Source organism: Nocardia testacea NBRC 100365 (assembly GCF_000308775.1).
Classification (GTDB): Bacteria; Actinomycetota; Actinomycetes; order Mycobacteriales; family Mycobacteriaceae; genus Nocardia; species Nocardia testacea.
Map to the genome: position 1 here is coordinate 23,484 of NZ_BAGJ01000027.1, position 14,693 is coordinate 38,176.

Annotated in this window: 11 protein-coding genes; 6 read left to right on the plus strand and 5 right to left on the minus strand. The window is 70.2% G+C overall.

Annotated elements, in window-relative coordinates; genetic code table 11:
* Nucleotides 1-20: 20 nt before the first annotated feature.
* Nucleotides 21-1,175, plus strand: coding sequence for an NADH:flavin oxidoreductase/NADH oxidase (locus tag ON38_RS03315; RefSeq protein ID WP_051164319.1), 1,155 nt, complete (start codon nucleotides 21-23; stop codon nucleotides 1,173-1,175).
* A 155-nt stretch (nucleotides 1,176-1,330) separates the two neighbouring features.
* On the opposite strand, the gene ON38_RS03320 is transcribed toward ON38_RS03315, so the two are convergent.
* The 4 genes from ON38_RS03320 to ON38_RS03335 all read right to left on the minus strand — a co-directional run bounded on the left by ON38_RS03320 (nucleotide 1,331) and on the right by ON38_RS03335 (nucleotide 6,363).
* On the minus strand, nucleotides 1,331-1,978 hold the full coding sequence (locus ON38_RS03320; RefSeq protein ID WP_039822363.1) for a LysE family translocator: 648 nt from the start codon (nucleotides 1,976-1,978) through the stop codon (nucleotides 1,331-1,333).
* 267 nt (nucleotides 1,979-2,245) lie between these two features.
* A complete protein-coding gene (locus ON38_RS03325) occupies nucleotides 2,246-3,349 on the minus strand; it encodes a GGDEF domain-containing protein (protein WP_157181644.1) in 1,104 nt (367 codons plus the stop codon).
* A gap of 237 nt (nucleotides 3,350-3,586) precedes the next feature.
* The gene (locus ON38_RS03330; RefSeq protein WP_085995333.1) at nucleotides 3,587-4,975 is read right to left on the minus strand and encodes a wax ester/triacylglycerol synthase family O-acyltransferase; all 1,389 of its coding nucleotides are present in this window, start codon (nucleotides 4,973-4,975) and stop codon (nucleotides 3,587-3,589) included.
* Nucleotides 4,972-6,363: a wax ester/triacylglycerol synthase domain-containing protein gene (locus ON38_RS03335; RefSeq protein ID WP_083872209.1), complete on the minus strand. Its 1,392-nt coding sequence runs from the start codon at nucleotides 6,361-6,363 to the stop codon at nucleotides 4,972-4,974. Before ON38_RS03335 ends, ON38_RS03330 begins: the two co-directional genes overlap by 4 nt.
* A gap of 327 nt (nucleotides 6,364-6,690) precedes the next feature.
* On the opposite strand from ON38_RS03335, the gene ON38_RS03340 reads away from it, so the two are divergent.
* Entirely contained in the window at nucleotides 6,691-7,599 is a 909-nt protein-coding gene (locus ON38_RS03340) for a universal stress protein (RefSeq protein WP_169333241.1), read from the plus strand.
* A 369-nt stretch (nucleotides 7,600-7,968) separates the two neighbouring features.
* On the opposite strand, the gene ON38_RS03345 is transcribed toward ON38_RS03340, so the two are convergent.
* Complete coding sequence (locus ON38_RS03345; RefSeq protein ID WP_039822251.1) at nucleotides 7,969-8,949, minus strand: Acg family FMN-binding oxidoreductase; 981 nt, start codon at nucleotides 8,947-8,949, stop codon at nucleotides 7,969-7,971.
* 289 nt (nucleotides 8,950-9,238) lie between these two features.
* On the opposite strand from ON38_RS03345, the gene ON38_RS03350 reads away from it, so the two are divergent.
* The 4 genes from ON38_RS03350 (at nucleotide 9,239) to ON38_RS03365 (ending at nucleotide 14,648) form a co-directional block, all read left to right on the plus strand.
* Entirely contained in the window at nucleotides 9,239-9,793 is a 555-nt protein-coding gene (locus tag ON38_RS03350; RefSeq protein ID WP_039822253.1) for a flavodoxin domain-containing protein, read from the plus strand.
* 31 nt (nucleotides 9,794-9,824) lie between these two features.
* Nucleotides 9,825-12,119: a phosphoenolpyruvate synthase gene (gene ppsA / locus ON38_RS03355; protein ID WP_039822255.1), complete on the plus strand. Its 2,295-nt coding sequence runs from the start codon at nucleotides 9,825-9,827 to the stop codon at nucleotides 12,117-12,119.
* Entirely contained in the window at nucleotides 12,116-13,621 is a 1,506-nt protein-coding gene (locus ON38_RS03360; RefSeq protein WP_083872192.1) for a bifunctional aminoglycoside phosphotransferase/ATP-binding protein, read from the plus strand. The genes ppsA and ON38_RS03360 overlap by 4 nt, the downstream gene beginning before the upstream one ends.
* 247 nt (nucleotides 13,622-13,868) lie before the next feature.
* Nucleotides 13,869-14,648 (plus strand): 1-phosphofructokinase family hexose kinase, encoded by a 780-nt coding sequence (locus ON38_RS03365; RefSeq protein ID WP_051164321.1) that lies wholly within the window; start codon nucleotides 13,869-13,871, stop codon nucleotides 14,646-14,648.
* The last annotated feature ends 45 nt before the right edge of the window (nucleotides 14,649-14,693 follow it).

The following is a 14,693-nucleotide window of genomic DNA, read 5'->3' on the forward strand; positions in this document are numbered from 1 at the left end:
AGTATCAGGACAGGCAGGCCATGAGTCAGCTCTTCACCCCGCTCACCCTGCGGGAGATCACCATCGCTCATCGGGCCTGGATGTCACCGATGATGCAGTTCGCCGCCGTCCCCGACGGCCCCGACGTGGGCACCGCGACCGACTGGCACCTCCAGCATCTGGGGTCCCGGGCGGTCGCGGGAGCGGCGCTGATCGTGGTCGAGGCCACCGCCGTCACCCCCGGCGGCCGCAGCAGCGACTACGACCTCGGGCTCTGGAACGACCGGCAGGTCCAAGTGCTGCGCCGCCACACCGGATTCCTGCGTGCCCAGGGCACGGTGCCGGGAATCCAGCTCGTACACGCCGGTCGGAAGGCGGCGACCGGGCGGCCGTGGCGCGATCCCGACCGCGCGCAGCAGACCTGGCCCACGGTGGGCCCGAGCGCGGTGCCGTTCGGCCGGTTGCCCGCCCCCGCCGAGATGAGCACCGCCGAGATCGCCACTGTCGTGGAGGAATTCGCCGCCGCCGCCCGCCGCGCCGCCGCGGCCGGGTTCCAGGTACTCGAACTACACGGCGCCCACGGATACCTCATCCATCAGTTCCTGTCGCCGCAGTCCAACACCCGCACCGACAGTTATGGCGGAAGTTTCGACAACCGCATCCGGTTCGCACTCCAGGTCGTGACCGCGGTCCGCCGCGAATGGCCGGCGGAACTACCGCTGTTCTTCCGCCTCTCGGCCACCGACTGGCTCGGCGGCGATACCGAGGACCCGCGGCCGGGATGGACCGTCGCGGAGTCGATTGCGCTCGCGCCACATCTCGAGCGGCTCGGAGTCGACCTGGTCGACGTGTCCAGCGGCGGCTCCGTGCCCGACGCGGCGATCCCGGTGCGGCCGGGATACCAGGTTCCCTTCGCCGCGCGGCTCCGCGACGAAGCCGGGGTCCGCACCAGCGCGGTGGGCATGATCGTCGCCCCAGAGCAGGCGGAGGAGGTCATCGCGCAGGGACAGGCGGACGCGGTCTTCCTCGGCAGGGCCCTGCTGCGCGATCCCGCCTGGATTCGGCAGGCCGCGGACCGGCTCGGCGCGCGGCTGCCGCACCCGCCACAGTACGACCGCGCTTTCCGGACTCCCGCGCCCGCGGTGGGGTCGCGGGAAGACGGCAGGCGGCAGCTCACCGAAGTTCGTGCGGTGTGAGCACGCACCGTGCCCGCACGAGAGCACAATATTTCGTCAGCCGGGAAGGAGTTGACAGCGCGGGTCGCATCGGTGCCCGGCCTACGTCGGGTGGGCATCGGATCACGTGAGCACCGGCAGCGGGAGGACGCGGCGTGCGACCGGCGCCGCCGGGCTCACCGGCGCGCGAAGGCGAGCCCGCCCGCCACCGCGAGCATGGTGACGCCGGTGCCCCGATCCAGACAGCGCCGGGTGCGCGGCGGCATATCGAACGAGTTGAGCGCTCCGCCCGCCCCCGCGTACACCGTCGCCGCGATGAACTCGATGACGAGGTAGCCGAGGCCCAGTGCGATCAACTGTGCGGGAACGGCCCCTGCCGCGTGGTCGACGAACTGGGGCAGGAGCGCGGCGAACAACAGCAGCGCTTTGGGATTGGTGAGCGCCACCGTGAACTCCTGCCGGGTCAGCTGCCGGCGCGTCCGGCGCAGCGGCGACACGTCCGGCGGCGGGCTGCCGGACGAGTCCGGTGCACCTGCCGAGCGGCTCCGGTAGAGCATGGACACCCCGAGGTAGAGCAGATACGCGACGCCGCACCATTTCACGGCCGTGAACACCGGCTCGGAGGTGACCAGCAATTCACCCAGACCCACCGCTGTCGCGAGGACCAGCAGCAGGAAAGCCGACAGCCGGCCGGACACGGCCACGAGCGCATCCACGGCGCCCTGCTGCACCGCGTTCCGCAGCGACAGTAGTTGGTTCGCACCCGGAGTGAACGCGATGAGCGGAGCAGCGATCAGGAACGGCTGCCAGTGCGGAGTCGGCATCCCCCCTGTATACAGCTCGTTGCCGAGCGCGGAAACCGGGCGGTTCACCGGGAGGATTCCGCCCGGTCCCACCGGCTCCGGGACGAACAGACCAGGGCCGATGCGAGGAGGGCGGGGAGGGCCAGTGCGACGGCGAGCCCGGTGTTCCCGGCCGCGGCGAGTCCGAGACCGCCCAGCAGTATGGCAGGGGGATGTTCCAGCGCTGATCACGCCGGATGAGCCGATTCTCACGACCGGCGCGGGTGCCCGCCCGGCCGTGCCGTCGCCTCATCCGGCGGCCGGATGCCGGTGATCCCGCGCTGGGGTGAGTTCGTCGACCACCACCAGATTCCCGCCGCACTGCTTGGCCCGGTACATGGCGGCGTCGGCGCATTGCAGCAGCCGATCCGGGGTCGGGCGCGGGCACCGGGGACAGATCGTCGTGTCGAAAACCGCGACACCCACACTCGCGGTGACCTCCACCGCGGTCTCCGGCGGGTCGGCGACCGCGAGGCGCAGCCGTTCGGCCTCGGCGCGCGCGGCCACCGCGTCCATCGGCGCGGCTACCACGAACTCCTCCCCACCCGTACGCGCCACCACCGCCCGGTCCCCCACGGCGGCGTGCAACCGCCGGGCGGTCCGTACCAGGACGGTATCGCCGACGCGATGCCCCCAGGTGTCGTTCACGCTCTTGAACCGGTCGAGATCAAGGCTCATGACGCAGACCGCGGGAAACCCGTCGATCAGCTGCGGCAACCGGATCTCCAGACCCCGGCGGTTCAGCAGTTCGGTCAGCGGGTCCGACAGCGACTCGGTGCGCAACAGCCAGTAGAGGATCTGCAACGCGGGTAGCGCGCTGACCACCGAGACGAACAACAGCAGCCCGACCGCACAGGCCAGCCGGATATCGCCGCCCCCGGTGGCTATCCGCACCGAGAACACGATCACCGACAGCAACGACCACACCGAATGCGCCGCCAGGGCCCGAGCGCTGTGGAAGAAGCCCAGGTAGCTACCGGTGACCATGAGCAGCACCGCACCCATCGCCCCGAACAGCCGATCCGGCACCTGGAGGAACTCCACGGTGAACAACACATCCGCGCCGCCGATCAGCGCCAGCGACTCGGTCTTGCCCGGCCAGGGCAAAAGCCACCAGCGCAGCGCCCACAGCGTCCCGCACAGCACCCCGGCCGTCGACGCGAGGCCGGGATCACCGGCCGGGCCCACCGGAGTACCCGCGATCACCGAGCCCATCACAGCGATCGCCGCGCCCGCGACGCCGACCAGCACCTTCAGGGGACCCAGCGCCGACCGCGCCGCCAGCGTGCGCACCAGCCAGCGGTAGTCGACCGGGTCGTTCCACCAGGCCCGCAGTGTTCTGCTGTCATTCATCGGCTCACCCTCGGTCTCGACCGCGCTGCCCACCGTAGCCCGTACCGAAGGCGAGAACTCGGCAATCTCACCGGCTGGCCCGGGGCGGTCCAGACCGGCCATTATTCCCCTGGCCGCAACATCCGGAGCAGGCAGACCGAGGTGTTCCACCCGAGACGGCGCCGGCCGGCCTATCGACAGCCGATGGCTCCGTCCGCTACCCGGGAGCCGGCCCGAGGGATCCGGCAATGAGCGCGTTCACCGCATATCCGGCGTCCGGGGTTCGGGTACCGGTGGACGGGGCGGAGTCCGGTCCACCGGGTCGGCCGCCGCCACACCGCAACCGGCCCGCTCGGCGAGTGCCCGCACAGCACCGCGGATTCCTGTCGCGAGCACCTCGATATCGGGGGTGGAGTCGTAGTCGCCGGTGATGCCGAACACCAGGTGATCGTGATAGCTGAGGATCGCGATCGCGGTCCGTAGGCGCATGGCGATCGGCACCGCGGGCAACAGTTTCAGCACCGGCCGGCCCTGGAGGGTGAGCGGATGCCGGGGACCGGGCACATTGGTCGCCAGGCCCGCGACCCCGTGCTGCGGAAATCTGGCGACGAGCCGCAGCGTCCATGCGACGGCGGCGAACGGCAGCCCGCGCGCCAGCCCCAGCACGAGGTGTTCGGCACCCGGCGCACCGCCCGACTTGTGCGCTTTCATGGTCATATGGACCGCGCGGAGCTGGTCGACCGGGTCGGCGCGGCCGACGGGAAGGTCGGGCAGCACCGCCGAGACCCGGTTGTCCATGACATATTTCGCGTGAGCGGCACGCATGGAGACCGGCACCAGTATCCGCAGCGGGCGCGCCGCCGGATCCTCGCCGCGCCCGAGCAGCAGGTCCCGGTATCCCGCGGTGATCGCGGCCAGTACGACATCGTTGACGGTCACCTGGTAGGCGGCACCGATAGCGGAGACCACCGGCAGCGACAGGCGCACCGCGGTATATCGGCGCCGGTGCCCGATCGGACCGTTCAGCGACGACACCGGCCCCTGCTCGAGAACCGTGGCGGCGACCGGAACGAGGCTGCGCACGGCGCCGAACACCGCCGCGGGAAGCTTCGCCCACCCGGTACCTCCCGACTGCTTCTGTGCCCCGCCGGTGCCACGGGCCGCCCCATCGTCCACCGGTAGCGGATCGCAGAGGGTCTCGAACACGGCCAGCCCCGATATCCCGTCCACCAGACTGTGATGGGCCTTCAGGATCACCGCCCAGCGATCGTCGGCCAGACCCTCCACCGCAACGCACTCCCACAGGGGACGGTCCCGGTCGAGCCGCTCCTCGATCTCGGCCGCCACCAGCTCCCACAGCGCTGTGTCCCGTCCCGGCCGCGGTAGTGCCACCCACCGTAGGTGATGGCCCAGATCGAAAGCCGGGTCGTCTTCCCATTCCGGTGCGGCCAGCTCGAGCACGGTGCGGTGCACCCGCTGCCGCATCCGGGGCATCCCGGCAATGCGCGTGTTCAGCAGACTCGCGAACTCCTCGTGTCGCGGCGGCGGGCCGGCCAACACCGCTGTCACCGCGATACCCAGACTGATCCGGCGGTCGGCGTCCTCCAGCTCGATGAATCCGGTATCGAGCGGCCGTAGCTCGTTCACGATATGCCCGAACGCGCGCCGGATCGGGCCACCATCCCGTCGCGACGCGGGGCGAACGCCGCCACCTTGCGGAATCCGGAGGCCAGGCATTCGGTGAACTCCGGTAGATCCGGCACTGCCGCGGTGTCGGCGTTGATCCCCACCGCACACGTTCCCATATGGGAAATGAGCGTCGCGTTGAACGCGGTACCGATGGTCGGCCCGAAGGCGTGTATCCGCTCGACCTCCGCACCCGCCAGATACAGCGGCACCGGGGAGCCCACCACATCCGAGGCCACGAAATCGATATGTCTGAGCATCTGGGCGACGGCACCCGCAGGAAGCCGGTTGAACACCGCCGCCACCGCGTTGGACCACGGGATCGCCGGTTCCCGGCGCCAACGCTCCACCAGGTCACGAACCGCCCACATCAGTTCCCCGACATCGTCGGTGTCGACGGGGACGGCGAATCTGGCCAGGGTGATGCGGTTACCGCCGGGCGGGTCGTCGGCGGTCCGGGTACTGATCGGCACGGTCACCCGGACCCGGGTGAGCGACACGTCGTAGCGCCGATGGTAGGAACGCAATCCGAGCAACAGCGCAGTGAGGAAGGCGTCGTTGACGGTGCACCCGGCCCGCACCGCGGGCTCCTCCAGCTGGGCGAGTGGCACTTCCAGCACGGTCAGCCGCCGACCGAGCCCACGTCCGATCATCACCGGCGACATGGTCTCGGTCACCGGACGGGCCAGGCGAGCCAGTGAGGAAACCATCGCCGTACCGTCACGTACAGCACGCACCGGATCGGCCGCGGCACGCACCGACGCGGTGGTGACCGCCGAGATGCCGCCCCGCACCAATCCCCAGCCGGCGGACCAGTTCCACGCGAGTACATCGGCTACCGCCGCCGCCCGATGCGGTTGTCGTTCTCGTACCGGTCCGCGTTCGGTTCCCTCCCGGGTGAAGTCCAATACCTCCGTGGCGATCTGCATACCGCCGACACCGTCGGTGAGGCTGTGATGAACTTTCAGCACGGCCGCGCTTCCGCCGCCGGGCCGGCCCGACAGCAGAGTAAAGGTCCACAGCGGTCGCACCGGATCGAACGCTGTCATCACCTCGTTGCGGGCGAATTCGAGCACCGCCGCCTGATCCGCCGGTGGCGGTAGCGCGATACGCCGGAGATGCCAGGACAGATCGAAATCGGGGTCGTATTGCCAGCGCGGCGGGGTGAGCCCGAGTGGCGCCGCGGCCAGTACATGGCGGAAGCCGGGCGCGACCCGTGTTCCCCGGTCGAAGACGTGGACCAGCCGGTCCCACTCCGGTTCCGAGTCGAGGACCAGTACCGAGACGATCGTCGACCGGAGCGCGGGATCCTGTTCCATGCTCCAGGTGAACAGGTCCGACTGGGTCATATGGGACTCGTGAGTGCCCATGCGCAGCCGCTTTCGTCGGTCGGAGTCGATCCCTGCGGAGTCGACCCCTCTACTGTCGCTCCGGTCGCCGCGCGGCCGGCAGAGGCAAAGGTCACCGATCATAACGAATGAGTTCCGAGCACCGTGCGCAACGACGGCCCGCGGTCGTCCGGAGGACTTACGGCCCCGGCACCTCCGACATCGGCCTCTTGCCCGCAGGTCCGCGTCTGGGGAACGATGGTCTCACCGCTGCACCGGATCGGGCAGCCGGACATTCGGGGCCATGGTTTCGGAGGATGTCATGCGTATACCGGGCAATCGCAAGTCGTGTCGAGTACCGGCGACTGCGTAGCCATGGACGAATGCCCGGGGGGCGGCCGGGTACTTCCGGTGATCCTCGGTACGGACGGCTCGTCCGCGTCGTTGAACGCCGCGCGCTGGGCCGCATACATCGCCGGAGCATTACACGCCCCACTTCTGGTGGTACACGTCCTTTCGCTTCCCGGGCACCGGCACGCCTCAGGTGCGCGACCGTGGTTCCACGGGCCCCGCCTCCCGGACCCGGACCAGGTCCCGGACGCGGCGGTCGTCGTCCGCCGGACCGCGTTGATCATCGGCACCTGCTCGGCACCCGCCGTCGCGGAGCCGGCCACCGAAATCGCCACCGGGTCGGCCACGGCGGTCCTCGTAGAGCGCAGCCGCCGAGCCCGGATGCTCGTGGTGGGCGCTCAGACGGCGTTCGGGGAGAGGCGGACAGGCCCGACGACGACGGGCGTCGTCGCACGGGCGTACTCCCCGGTGGCCGTGTGGCGGGGTATGCCGGGCCATCCGATCCCGCGGGAGCGGCCGGTGGTCGTCGCGTTCGATGGCAGTGAGTCGACACTGCCGGCGCTGGTCCAGGGGTTCGAATTGGCGGAAGCGCTCGGCGCCGGCCTCGAAGTAGTACGCCCCCGGTGGGATATGCCCGGCGGTCGCTACGGCGCCGCGGCGCTGGCACCGCCGGCCGGGATCGCCCGCGCGCCGGCCGGGATGGCCCGCGAACATCCAGCGGTCCGGTCGAGCGAGACCACAGTTTCCGGTTCGCCCGCACATGTCCTGGCACGCAGATCGGCAACGGCCCAACTTCTGGTCGTCGGGGACCGGCGCGCGACCGGCGCATCGGTGGCACCCGGCCCGACTGTCATGTTCCTGCTCCATCATTCGAAGTGCCCGGTGCTCGTCTGCCGTCCCCGGTGAGTGCGCCCGCCGGCTCAGCCGGATCCGGGTCAGGAAATCGACACACGACCGGATTGTGGTCAGCCGCAGATAATCGCCTTCCTCGATGCGCCGGGAGCCGACGGAGAGGCTTCGACGAAGGTCGGGGAAATCTATCGAATACGTTGGGCAAGAATGACTTTGTGGACATGGACCGCTCCCTTCGGTGTGCCGGTGGTTCCACCGGCCGCGCGGTCCAGGCCGGCCCACGCCCCGGCACGAAACGACGAGCCGGATCCATCGACCGCTGTCGTGATCGGTGTCGTGGGCGGCCGGGCGGTCGTCTCGCTCATAGCGCACTCCGTGCTCGATCCGATCGGCCCGAACCACTCCCGGCCGCCGACGAAACTGCTACCGCAGCCGGCCGACTACTTCGGCGAGCGGGCGCCGCGGCGAGACGGGCACGGTGCCGGCGGCGACTTCCGCCCAGCCGACGCGAATGATCAGTTGCGGGAACCCGATACCGGCGAGAACATCGCCCTGTACTGCCGCCCGGGTATCCGGTAGTTCCAGGGCCTCGCTCATGGGGCAGGTCGCCATCCCGAGCACGGTCGCCGCGAGCAGTACGGCACTTCCGGCTTCACCTGCCCGCAGCCGGGACAAACGATCGTCGGCAGCAGTGTGGATGAGGAGAAGACTGCCACCCTGGGTCATCTCCCGCACCCCGGATTCGCTGAGGGTGGCTTCCGCGAATTCCCGGGTGAACGGATCGTCGTCCGCGACCGGTACCGCATTGCGCGCGGGCACTCCGTCGGCCGAGGCGTGCCGCCCGCTCCACATCGACAGCTCCGCCCGGTACGACGGGTCGCGGCGATGCTGTCCGGCCGCCCGGGTGAACGCCGACATCAGAGCGGAACGCCCGGGGCCGATGGTGATCTCCCGGACCTCGGCGCCCTCCTCGGTGCCCGCGGCCAGCAGCGTGGCCAGATCGGCGGGCGGAGTCTCCCACGAGGACACCCGCCGGCGATCGGTATGCCTGCGGTTGATGGCACGGGCCAGTTCCTCGTCGGCCGCGGTCGGCGTCACGCGGGCGAATTCGATCGCGGCCAGATGCGCCGGATCGGCGGGGTTGGGGATGCGGTGCACGATCGTCCGCCATCCCAGGGACCTGGCCGCGACCCGGAAATGGTGCAGCGCAGCCCCGCAACTGAGGATCTCGTCGCGCCCGTCCGGGTCCGCGCAGGCCAGTCGTCGGCTCTCGTCGGCGTACAAGTGCACTGTCCGGTCACCCACCCGCCACTGCCAGGGTTGCGTATTGTGCACCGACGGGGCGCGAACGGCCAGCGCGAGGGCGGCGTGGACGGCTTCGGCGTCGGGGTGGATCCCGGTCATAACAGGTCCTCACTCTCGAATCGGTCCGCGCCGTCGGCCCGAAGAAGGCTGTGGCGCCTGCACACCCCGGCCCTTCAGTGGTCGCGGGCAGGTGTTCGCCTCTCAGCTTTGCGGCCGCCCGAGCGCGCCGAGACAGGCGAAAGTCACCTGTCGAAGTGTCCTCCGGCAGTACCTCCACAGGGTCGTGCCGAGGCCCGGCGCGGACCCCGACCGCGCTCGGGTCCATGGTCCCGGCGCCGGAGGTATCAGGACCCTCCCCCCGTACTGCGACTCGTTGGACCCTGAGGACATGACACCGAAGCGCCCGCGTATCGCAGTCCTCTATGCCACCGAAGAGGGTTCCACCCGTGATATCGCCGAATACGTCGCGGCCGATCTCAAGGAGCGCAGCGCCGAAGTCGAACTGCACGATATCGACCACGCGCCCGACCCGTCTCGGTTCGATGCCGTGATCCTGGGCAGCGCCATCCACGACATGGACTTCCTCCCGGCGGCCGCCGACTACCTACGCCACCATCACGACCAGCTCGCCACCACCGATCTCCGGCTGTTCGGTGTGGGACTCGGCCCTGCCCTGCGCGGCCCTCTCGGCCGCCGGCTGGGCAGGACACCCCCGCCGAAGATCACCGCGCTGTGCAAGGAAGTCGCCGCCCGGGACTACCGGACGTTCGCCGGGCACTACGAACGCGTGGGGGTGTCGTTCAAGGCCCGTGCCCTCCACCGGCTCATGGGAGGCGGACGCTACGGCGACCTGCGCGACTGGCCCGCGATCATCGCCTGGTCCACGGACCTCGGCGACTCGCTCGGTCTACCCCACGCCCCCGTGACCGTTATTCATCCCTGAGACATCGCCGCGCATTCACGGAGGAGCGACCATGGGCCGATATGTTGCACCGTTCGATCAACTCGGCATCGGCGATGTGGCGGAGGCAGGCGGCAAGGGCGCCAACCTCGGCGAACTCGTGGCGGCGCGACTGCCCGTCCCGCCCGGTTTCGTCATCCTTCGTGCCTGCTACGAACACGTCATCACCCACGGCCGCCACGGTGCCGAATTGGACCGTCTGCACTCCGCGACGCTCGACGCGGTCACCGACGGGCCAGAACTGGCGAAACGGTGCCGCGCGATGCGCGAACTGATCCACGACACCGTCCTCGAGCCCTCGGTACGCGAGGTCATCGGCTCGGCGTACCGCGCACTCGGCACGGGTATCCCGGTCGCTGTGCGTTCCTCCGCGGTCGGGGAGGACAGTGCGACCGCTTCCTTCGCGGGCATGAACGCGACCCTGACCAACGTGCGCGGTGAACAGAAGCTGCTGGACGCGGTGATCGAATGCTGGGCCTCCCTCTTCACCCCGCGCGTGCTGGCCTACCGGGCGCGGCGCAAGATCACCGACCGTCCGCAGATGGCCGTGGTGGTGCAGGAAATGGTGACCGCGCGGGTGTCCGGAGTCGCGTTCACCGCCGACCCGGCCACCGGACGCGAGGACCGCGTCGTGGTGGAGGCCGCCCGCGGCCAAGGGGAGGTGGTGGTTTCCGGCGCCACCGAACCCGATACCTATCTGCTCGACGCCGCCGGGCCGACGCTGCTGAACACTCGCGGGGGTCATCAGGAGTACGCCGTGGTGGCCGGCGCAGACGGTGACCGGCGGGTCGCGCTGTCCGCGGCCGACACCGCCGCACCGGTCCTGCGCGAATCCGAGGCCGTCGCTGTCGCACAGATGGCTCTGGCCGTGCAGGAACATCACCACGGCACACCACAGGATGTGGAGTGGGTTTTCGACAGCGAGCGGTTGTGGCTGGTGCAGGCTCGGCCCATCACGACCCTGCCCGGGCGGAGCTCCGGCGATACCGGCGGTACGCCGGAGGACTCCGGGATTCTGGTCCGCGGGCTCGCGGCGGCGCCCGGCTCGGCCACCGGAGCGGTCCGGGTCCTCGACTCCCCCTCCCGGGGCGATACGCTGCGCGACGGCGAGATCCTGGTCGCGCCGATGACCAACCCGGACTGGCTGCCCACATTGAGCCGCGCCGCCGCCGTGGTCACCGACAGCGGCGGTATGACCTGTCATGCTGCCATCGTCGCGCGGGAACTCGGCATACCCTGTGTCGTCGGCGCGCGCACCGCCACCACGACCCTCACCGATCACGCGCTGGTCACGGTCGACGGCGCCACCGGCGTGATCCGTGCCGGAGCCGCGCGTGGCGGTGCGAAAGCCACGGCCCGCGCGCCGGACGGCGCGGCGATCGCGGGAGCGGAACCGACCGCCACGCGGGTGTATGTCAACCTCGCCCTCCCCGAAACCACCGAACACGTCGCCGCGACCGATGTCGACGGTGTAGGACTGCTGCGCGCCGAGACCCTGCTGACCCGGGCCCTGGACCACCGGCATCCACGTGATCTGATCGCCCGTGGCGAGCAGGAGCGGTTCGTGGCCCGCATGTCCGAATCACTGCACCGCATAGCGACCGCTTTCCGGCCCCGGCCGGTGGTGTACCGGGCCAGTGATTTCCGCAGCAACGAGTTCCGCGGACTGGCCGGGGGCGATCGCTACGAACCCCTCGAGAACAACCCGATGATCGGTTACCGCGGCTGCTACCGCTACGTCCGCGATCCCGAGGTGTTCCGGCTCGAGCTGGCGGCACTGGCGCGGGTGCGCGAGCAGTCACCGAACCTGCACCTGATGATCCCGTTCGTCCGTACCCGCTGGGAACTCGAGTCCTGCCTGGAGCTGATCGATTCGAGTCCGCTCGGGAGTCAACGCCATCTGCATCGCTGGATGATGGCCGAAGTACCCTCGGTGATGTACTGGCTTCCGGAGTACGCCGGACTCGGAATCGACGGCGTCTCCATCGGCAGCAACGATCTCACGCAGCTCATGCTGGGCGTCGACCGGGACTCCGAACAATGCAGCGATCTGTTCGACGAATCCGATCCGGCTGTACTCGACGCGATCGCACAGATCATCACGACCGCCCGCGGCGCGGGCATCACCTCGTCGCTGTGCGGCCAGGCGCCGTCGAATCGTCCGGAGTTCGCTGAGCACCTGGTGCGGATGGGGATCACCTCGGTCTCGGTGACACCCGACGCCGTTCCCGCGGCCCGCCGCGCGGTCGCCGCCGCCGAACGCCGTCTGCTGCTCGACCACGCGCGGTCCGCGGCGGCCCCCCGATGACCCTCTCACCGACAGACTCCGCCAAGCCGGTGACCCGCACCGACGCGGCCGAGTTACGGGAAACGCACACCGGTGTGGTCGTCCTGTTCGGCGACCGTGCGTACAAGGTCAAGAAGCCGATCACTACCGATTTCCTGAACTTTGCCACGCCGCAGGCCCGTGAACGGGCGTGTCGGCGCGAGCTCGAACTCAACCGGCGGCTCGCTCCGGATGTCTACCTCGGTCTCGCGCATCTCACCGATCCGATCGGCGGTGCGGACGAGCCGGTTCTGGTCATGCGCCGGATGCCCGAGAGCCGCCGGCTGTCCACTCTGCTCGCCGAGCCCGGCCGTCCGGTGCACGATCTGCGCGCACTGGTCGCCACCCTCGTGGCCTTCCACGAGAGCGCCCGGCGGGGCCCGGATATCGATCGCGCCGGGACGGGCGCGGCCCTGCGCGACCGCTGGCGGAGCATCCTCGACCCGCTGCGCGAACAGTCTCCCGAGGTCGTCGATCCCGCCCGCCTCGCCGCGATCGAGGAACGCGCGCTGGACTACGTCCGGGGCCGGGGTCGACTGTTCGCGCAGCGGATCGCGGGCGGGTGGCTGGTGGATGGGCACGGCGACCTGCTCGCCGAGGACATCTTCGATCTACCCGACGGGTTCCGGATCCTGGACTGCCTGGATTTCGACGACGAGCTCCGCCATATCGACCGTCTGGACGATATCGCCTTTCTGGCCATGGATCTCGAATTCCTCGGCCACCCCGGGGACGCGGCCCGCCTGCTCATCGACTACCGGCACCTCGGCGGCGACCGGGCGCCGTCTTCGCTGGACCATCACTACCGGGCCTATCGCGCGGCGGTGCGGGCGAAGGTCGATGTGATCCGCTACGGCCAAGGCGACAGTGCGGCACGAGACCGGGCCGGGCGACACCTGACTCTGGTGGAACAACACCTGGGGTACGGCGCGATCCGGTTGGCACTGGTCGGCGGGCTCCCCGGCACGGGCAAGACCACGGTCGCCGAACAGCTCGCGAAAGCCACCGGTTCACGCCTGCTCTCGAGCGATCCGATCCGCCGGGAACTGATGCGCGCGGGCGGGGTAGCCGGTGCGGTCGGCGCCTACGACGCCGGAGCCTACGCACCGGAGAACAGACACCGGGTGTACACCGAATTGCTGGAACAGGCCCGCCCGCTGCTACAGACGGGAGTGCCGGTTGTACTGGACGCCGGCTGGCCCGACGCCGACGAGCGGCGCAGGGCCCGCGAACTCGCCACCGCGCTCGGCGCCGAGCCGGTGCAGCTGCGGTGCGAATGTCCCCGCGACGTCGCGGACCACCGGCTGTGGGACCGGCCCCGCGGCGCATCCGACGCCACCCCGCCGATAGCGCACGCGATTTCGGCGACCGCCGAACCCTGGCCCGAGGCCGTCGTGCTCGACACCCGGCAGCCGCCGGCTCTCGTCGCGGCCGAGGCGTTGCGCCGGTGGCACAACAGTGGGCACCACCGGAGCCGGCCGTGAGCTGCACACCGGACGGAGCGGGACGGGTACTCACGGTGACGCTGAACCCGACCGTCGATATATGCCTGGAAGTGAACGAGCTGATCGCGGAGGGCAAGAACCGGGCACGGGTCCGCTCTGTCCGCGCGGGCGGCGGCGGTATCAACGTGGCGCGCTGTATCCGGCGGCTCGGGGGTACGGCCACCGCCCTGTACCTTTCCGGCGGCGATACCGGGCTGCGCCTGGACCATCTACTCGCGGAGAGGGCATGGACAGGCGTCGGGTACCGGTCGGAGGTGGAACACGGGAAGCCTTCGTCGTCGCGGATACCGGGACCGGGCACAGCTACCACATCGTCCCGCCGGGTGCGACGATCACGGAGCGGGAAACGGCCGGTGCGCTCGCGGCGATCCGGGCCGGGCTACCCGGCAGCGCGGCCCTCGTCGTCACCGGCAGTGTCCCACCGGGGATCCCCGACGATTTCACGGCGACCGTGGTCCGCCAGGCCCGGCCGGGCGGGATTCCGGTACTCATCGATGTGACGGGCGGGCAGCTGCGCCGGTTGCCCGGCGAGAACGTATTCCTCATCCGGCTGGACCGCAAGGAGGCCGCCGGGCTGATCGGCTCGCCCATCCGCTCCTTCGACGATGCCCGGCGGGCGAATCACCGGCTGCTCGAATCCGGCGCGGGTCGGCACGCCGTGACCACCGTGGGCGCACTCGGGGCCGTGTATTCCGAACCCGGTATCGATTACGAGATCTCCGCGCCACCGCTGCCCGGCCGGGCCCGCAGCGACGCCTGCGCCGGCGACAGTCTCGTGGCCGCCCTCACCTATCGCATCGTCCGCGGCGACGGTTGCCTGCGAGCCTGTGAGCTCGGTGTCGCGGCGGCGGCCGCCACGGTGTCCCTGCCGGGCACCGATGTTTTCGAACCCACAACCGTCGACGAACTCGTCCGGCGGGTCCGGGTCCGCAGTATCGCGCACCGGCCGGGTCCGGCGGGCGCGAAGCGACCCGGCACGGATGTGGGAGCCGCTTTCGACATATAGGCCCGCGACCGCGCCGATCACACCGAACACGTTCGACGGAGGACC

Coding starts and splice junctions, on each gene's coding strand:
- ON38_RS03315 (WP_051164319.1), top strand. CDS start 21: ATGAGTCAGCTCTTCACCCCGCTCACCCTGCGGGAGATCACCATCGCT.
- ON38_RS03320 (WP_039822363.1), bottom strand. CDS start 1,978: ATGCCGACTCCGCACTGGCAGCCGTTCCTGATCGCTGCTCCGCTCATC.
- ON38_RS03325 (WP_157181644.1), bottom strand. CDS start 3,349: ATGAATGACAGCAGAACACTGCGGGCCTGGTGGAACGACCCGGTCGAC.
- ON38_RS03335 (WP_083872209.1), bottom strand. CDS start 6,363: ATGACCCAGTCGGACCTGTTCACCTGGAGCATGGAACAGGATCCCGCG.
- ON38_RS03345 (WP_039822251.1), bottom strand. CDS start 8,949: ATGACCGGGATCCACCCCGACGCCGAAGCCGTCCACGCCGCCCTCGCG.
- ON38_RS03350 (WP_039822253.1), top strand. CDS start 9,239: ATGACACCGAAGCGCCCGCGTATCGCAGTCCTCTATGCCACCGAAGAG.
- ppsA (WP_039822255.1), top strand. CDS start 9,825: ATGGGCCGATATGTTGCACCGTTCGATCAACTCGGCATCGGCGATGTG.
- ON38_RS03360 (WP_083872192.1), top strand. CDS start 12,116: ATGACCCTCTCACCGACAGACTCCGCCAAGCCGGTGACCCGCACCGAC.
- ON38_RS03365 (WP_051164321.1), top strand. CDS start 13,869: ATGGACAGGCGTCGGGTACCGGTCGGAGGTGGAACACGGGAAGCCTTC.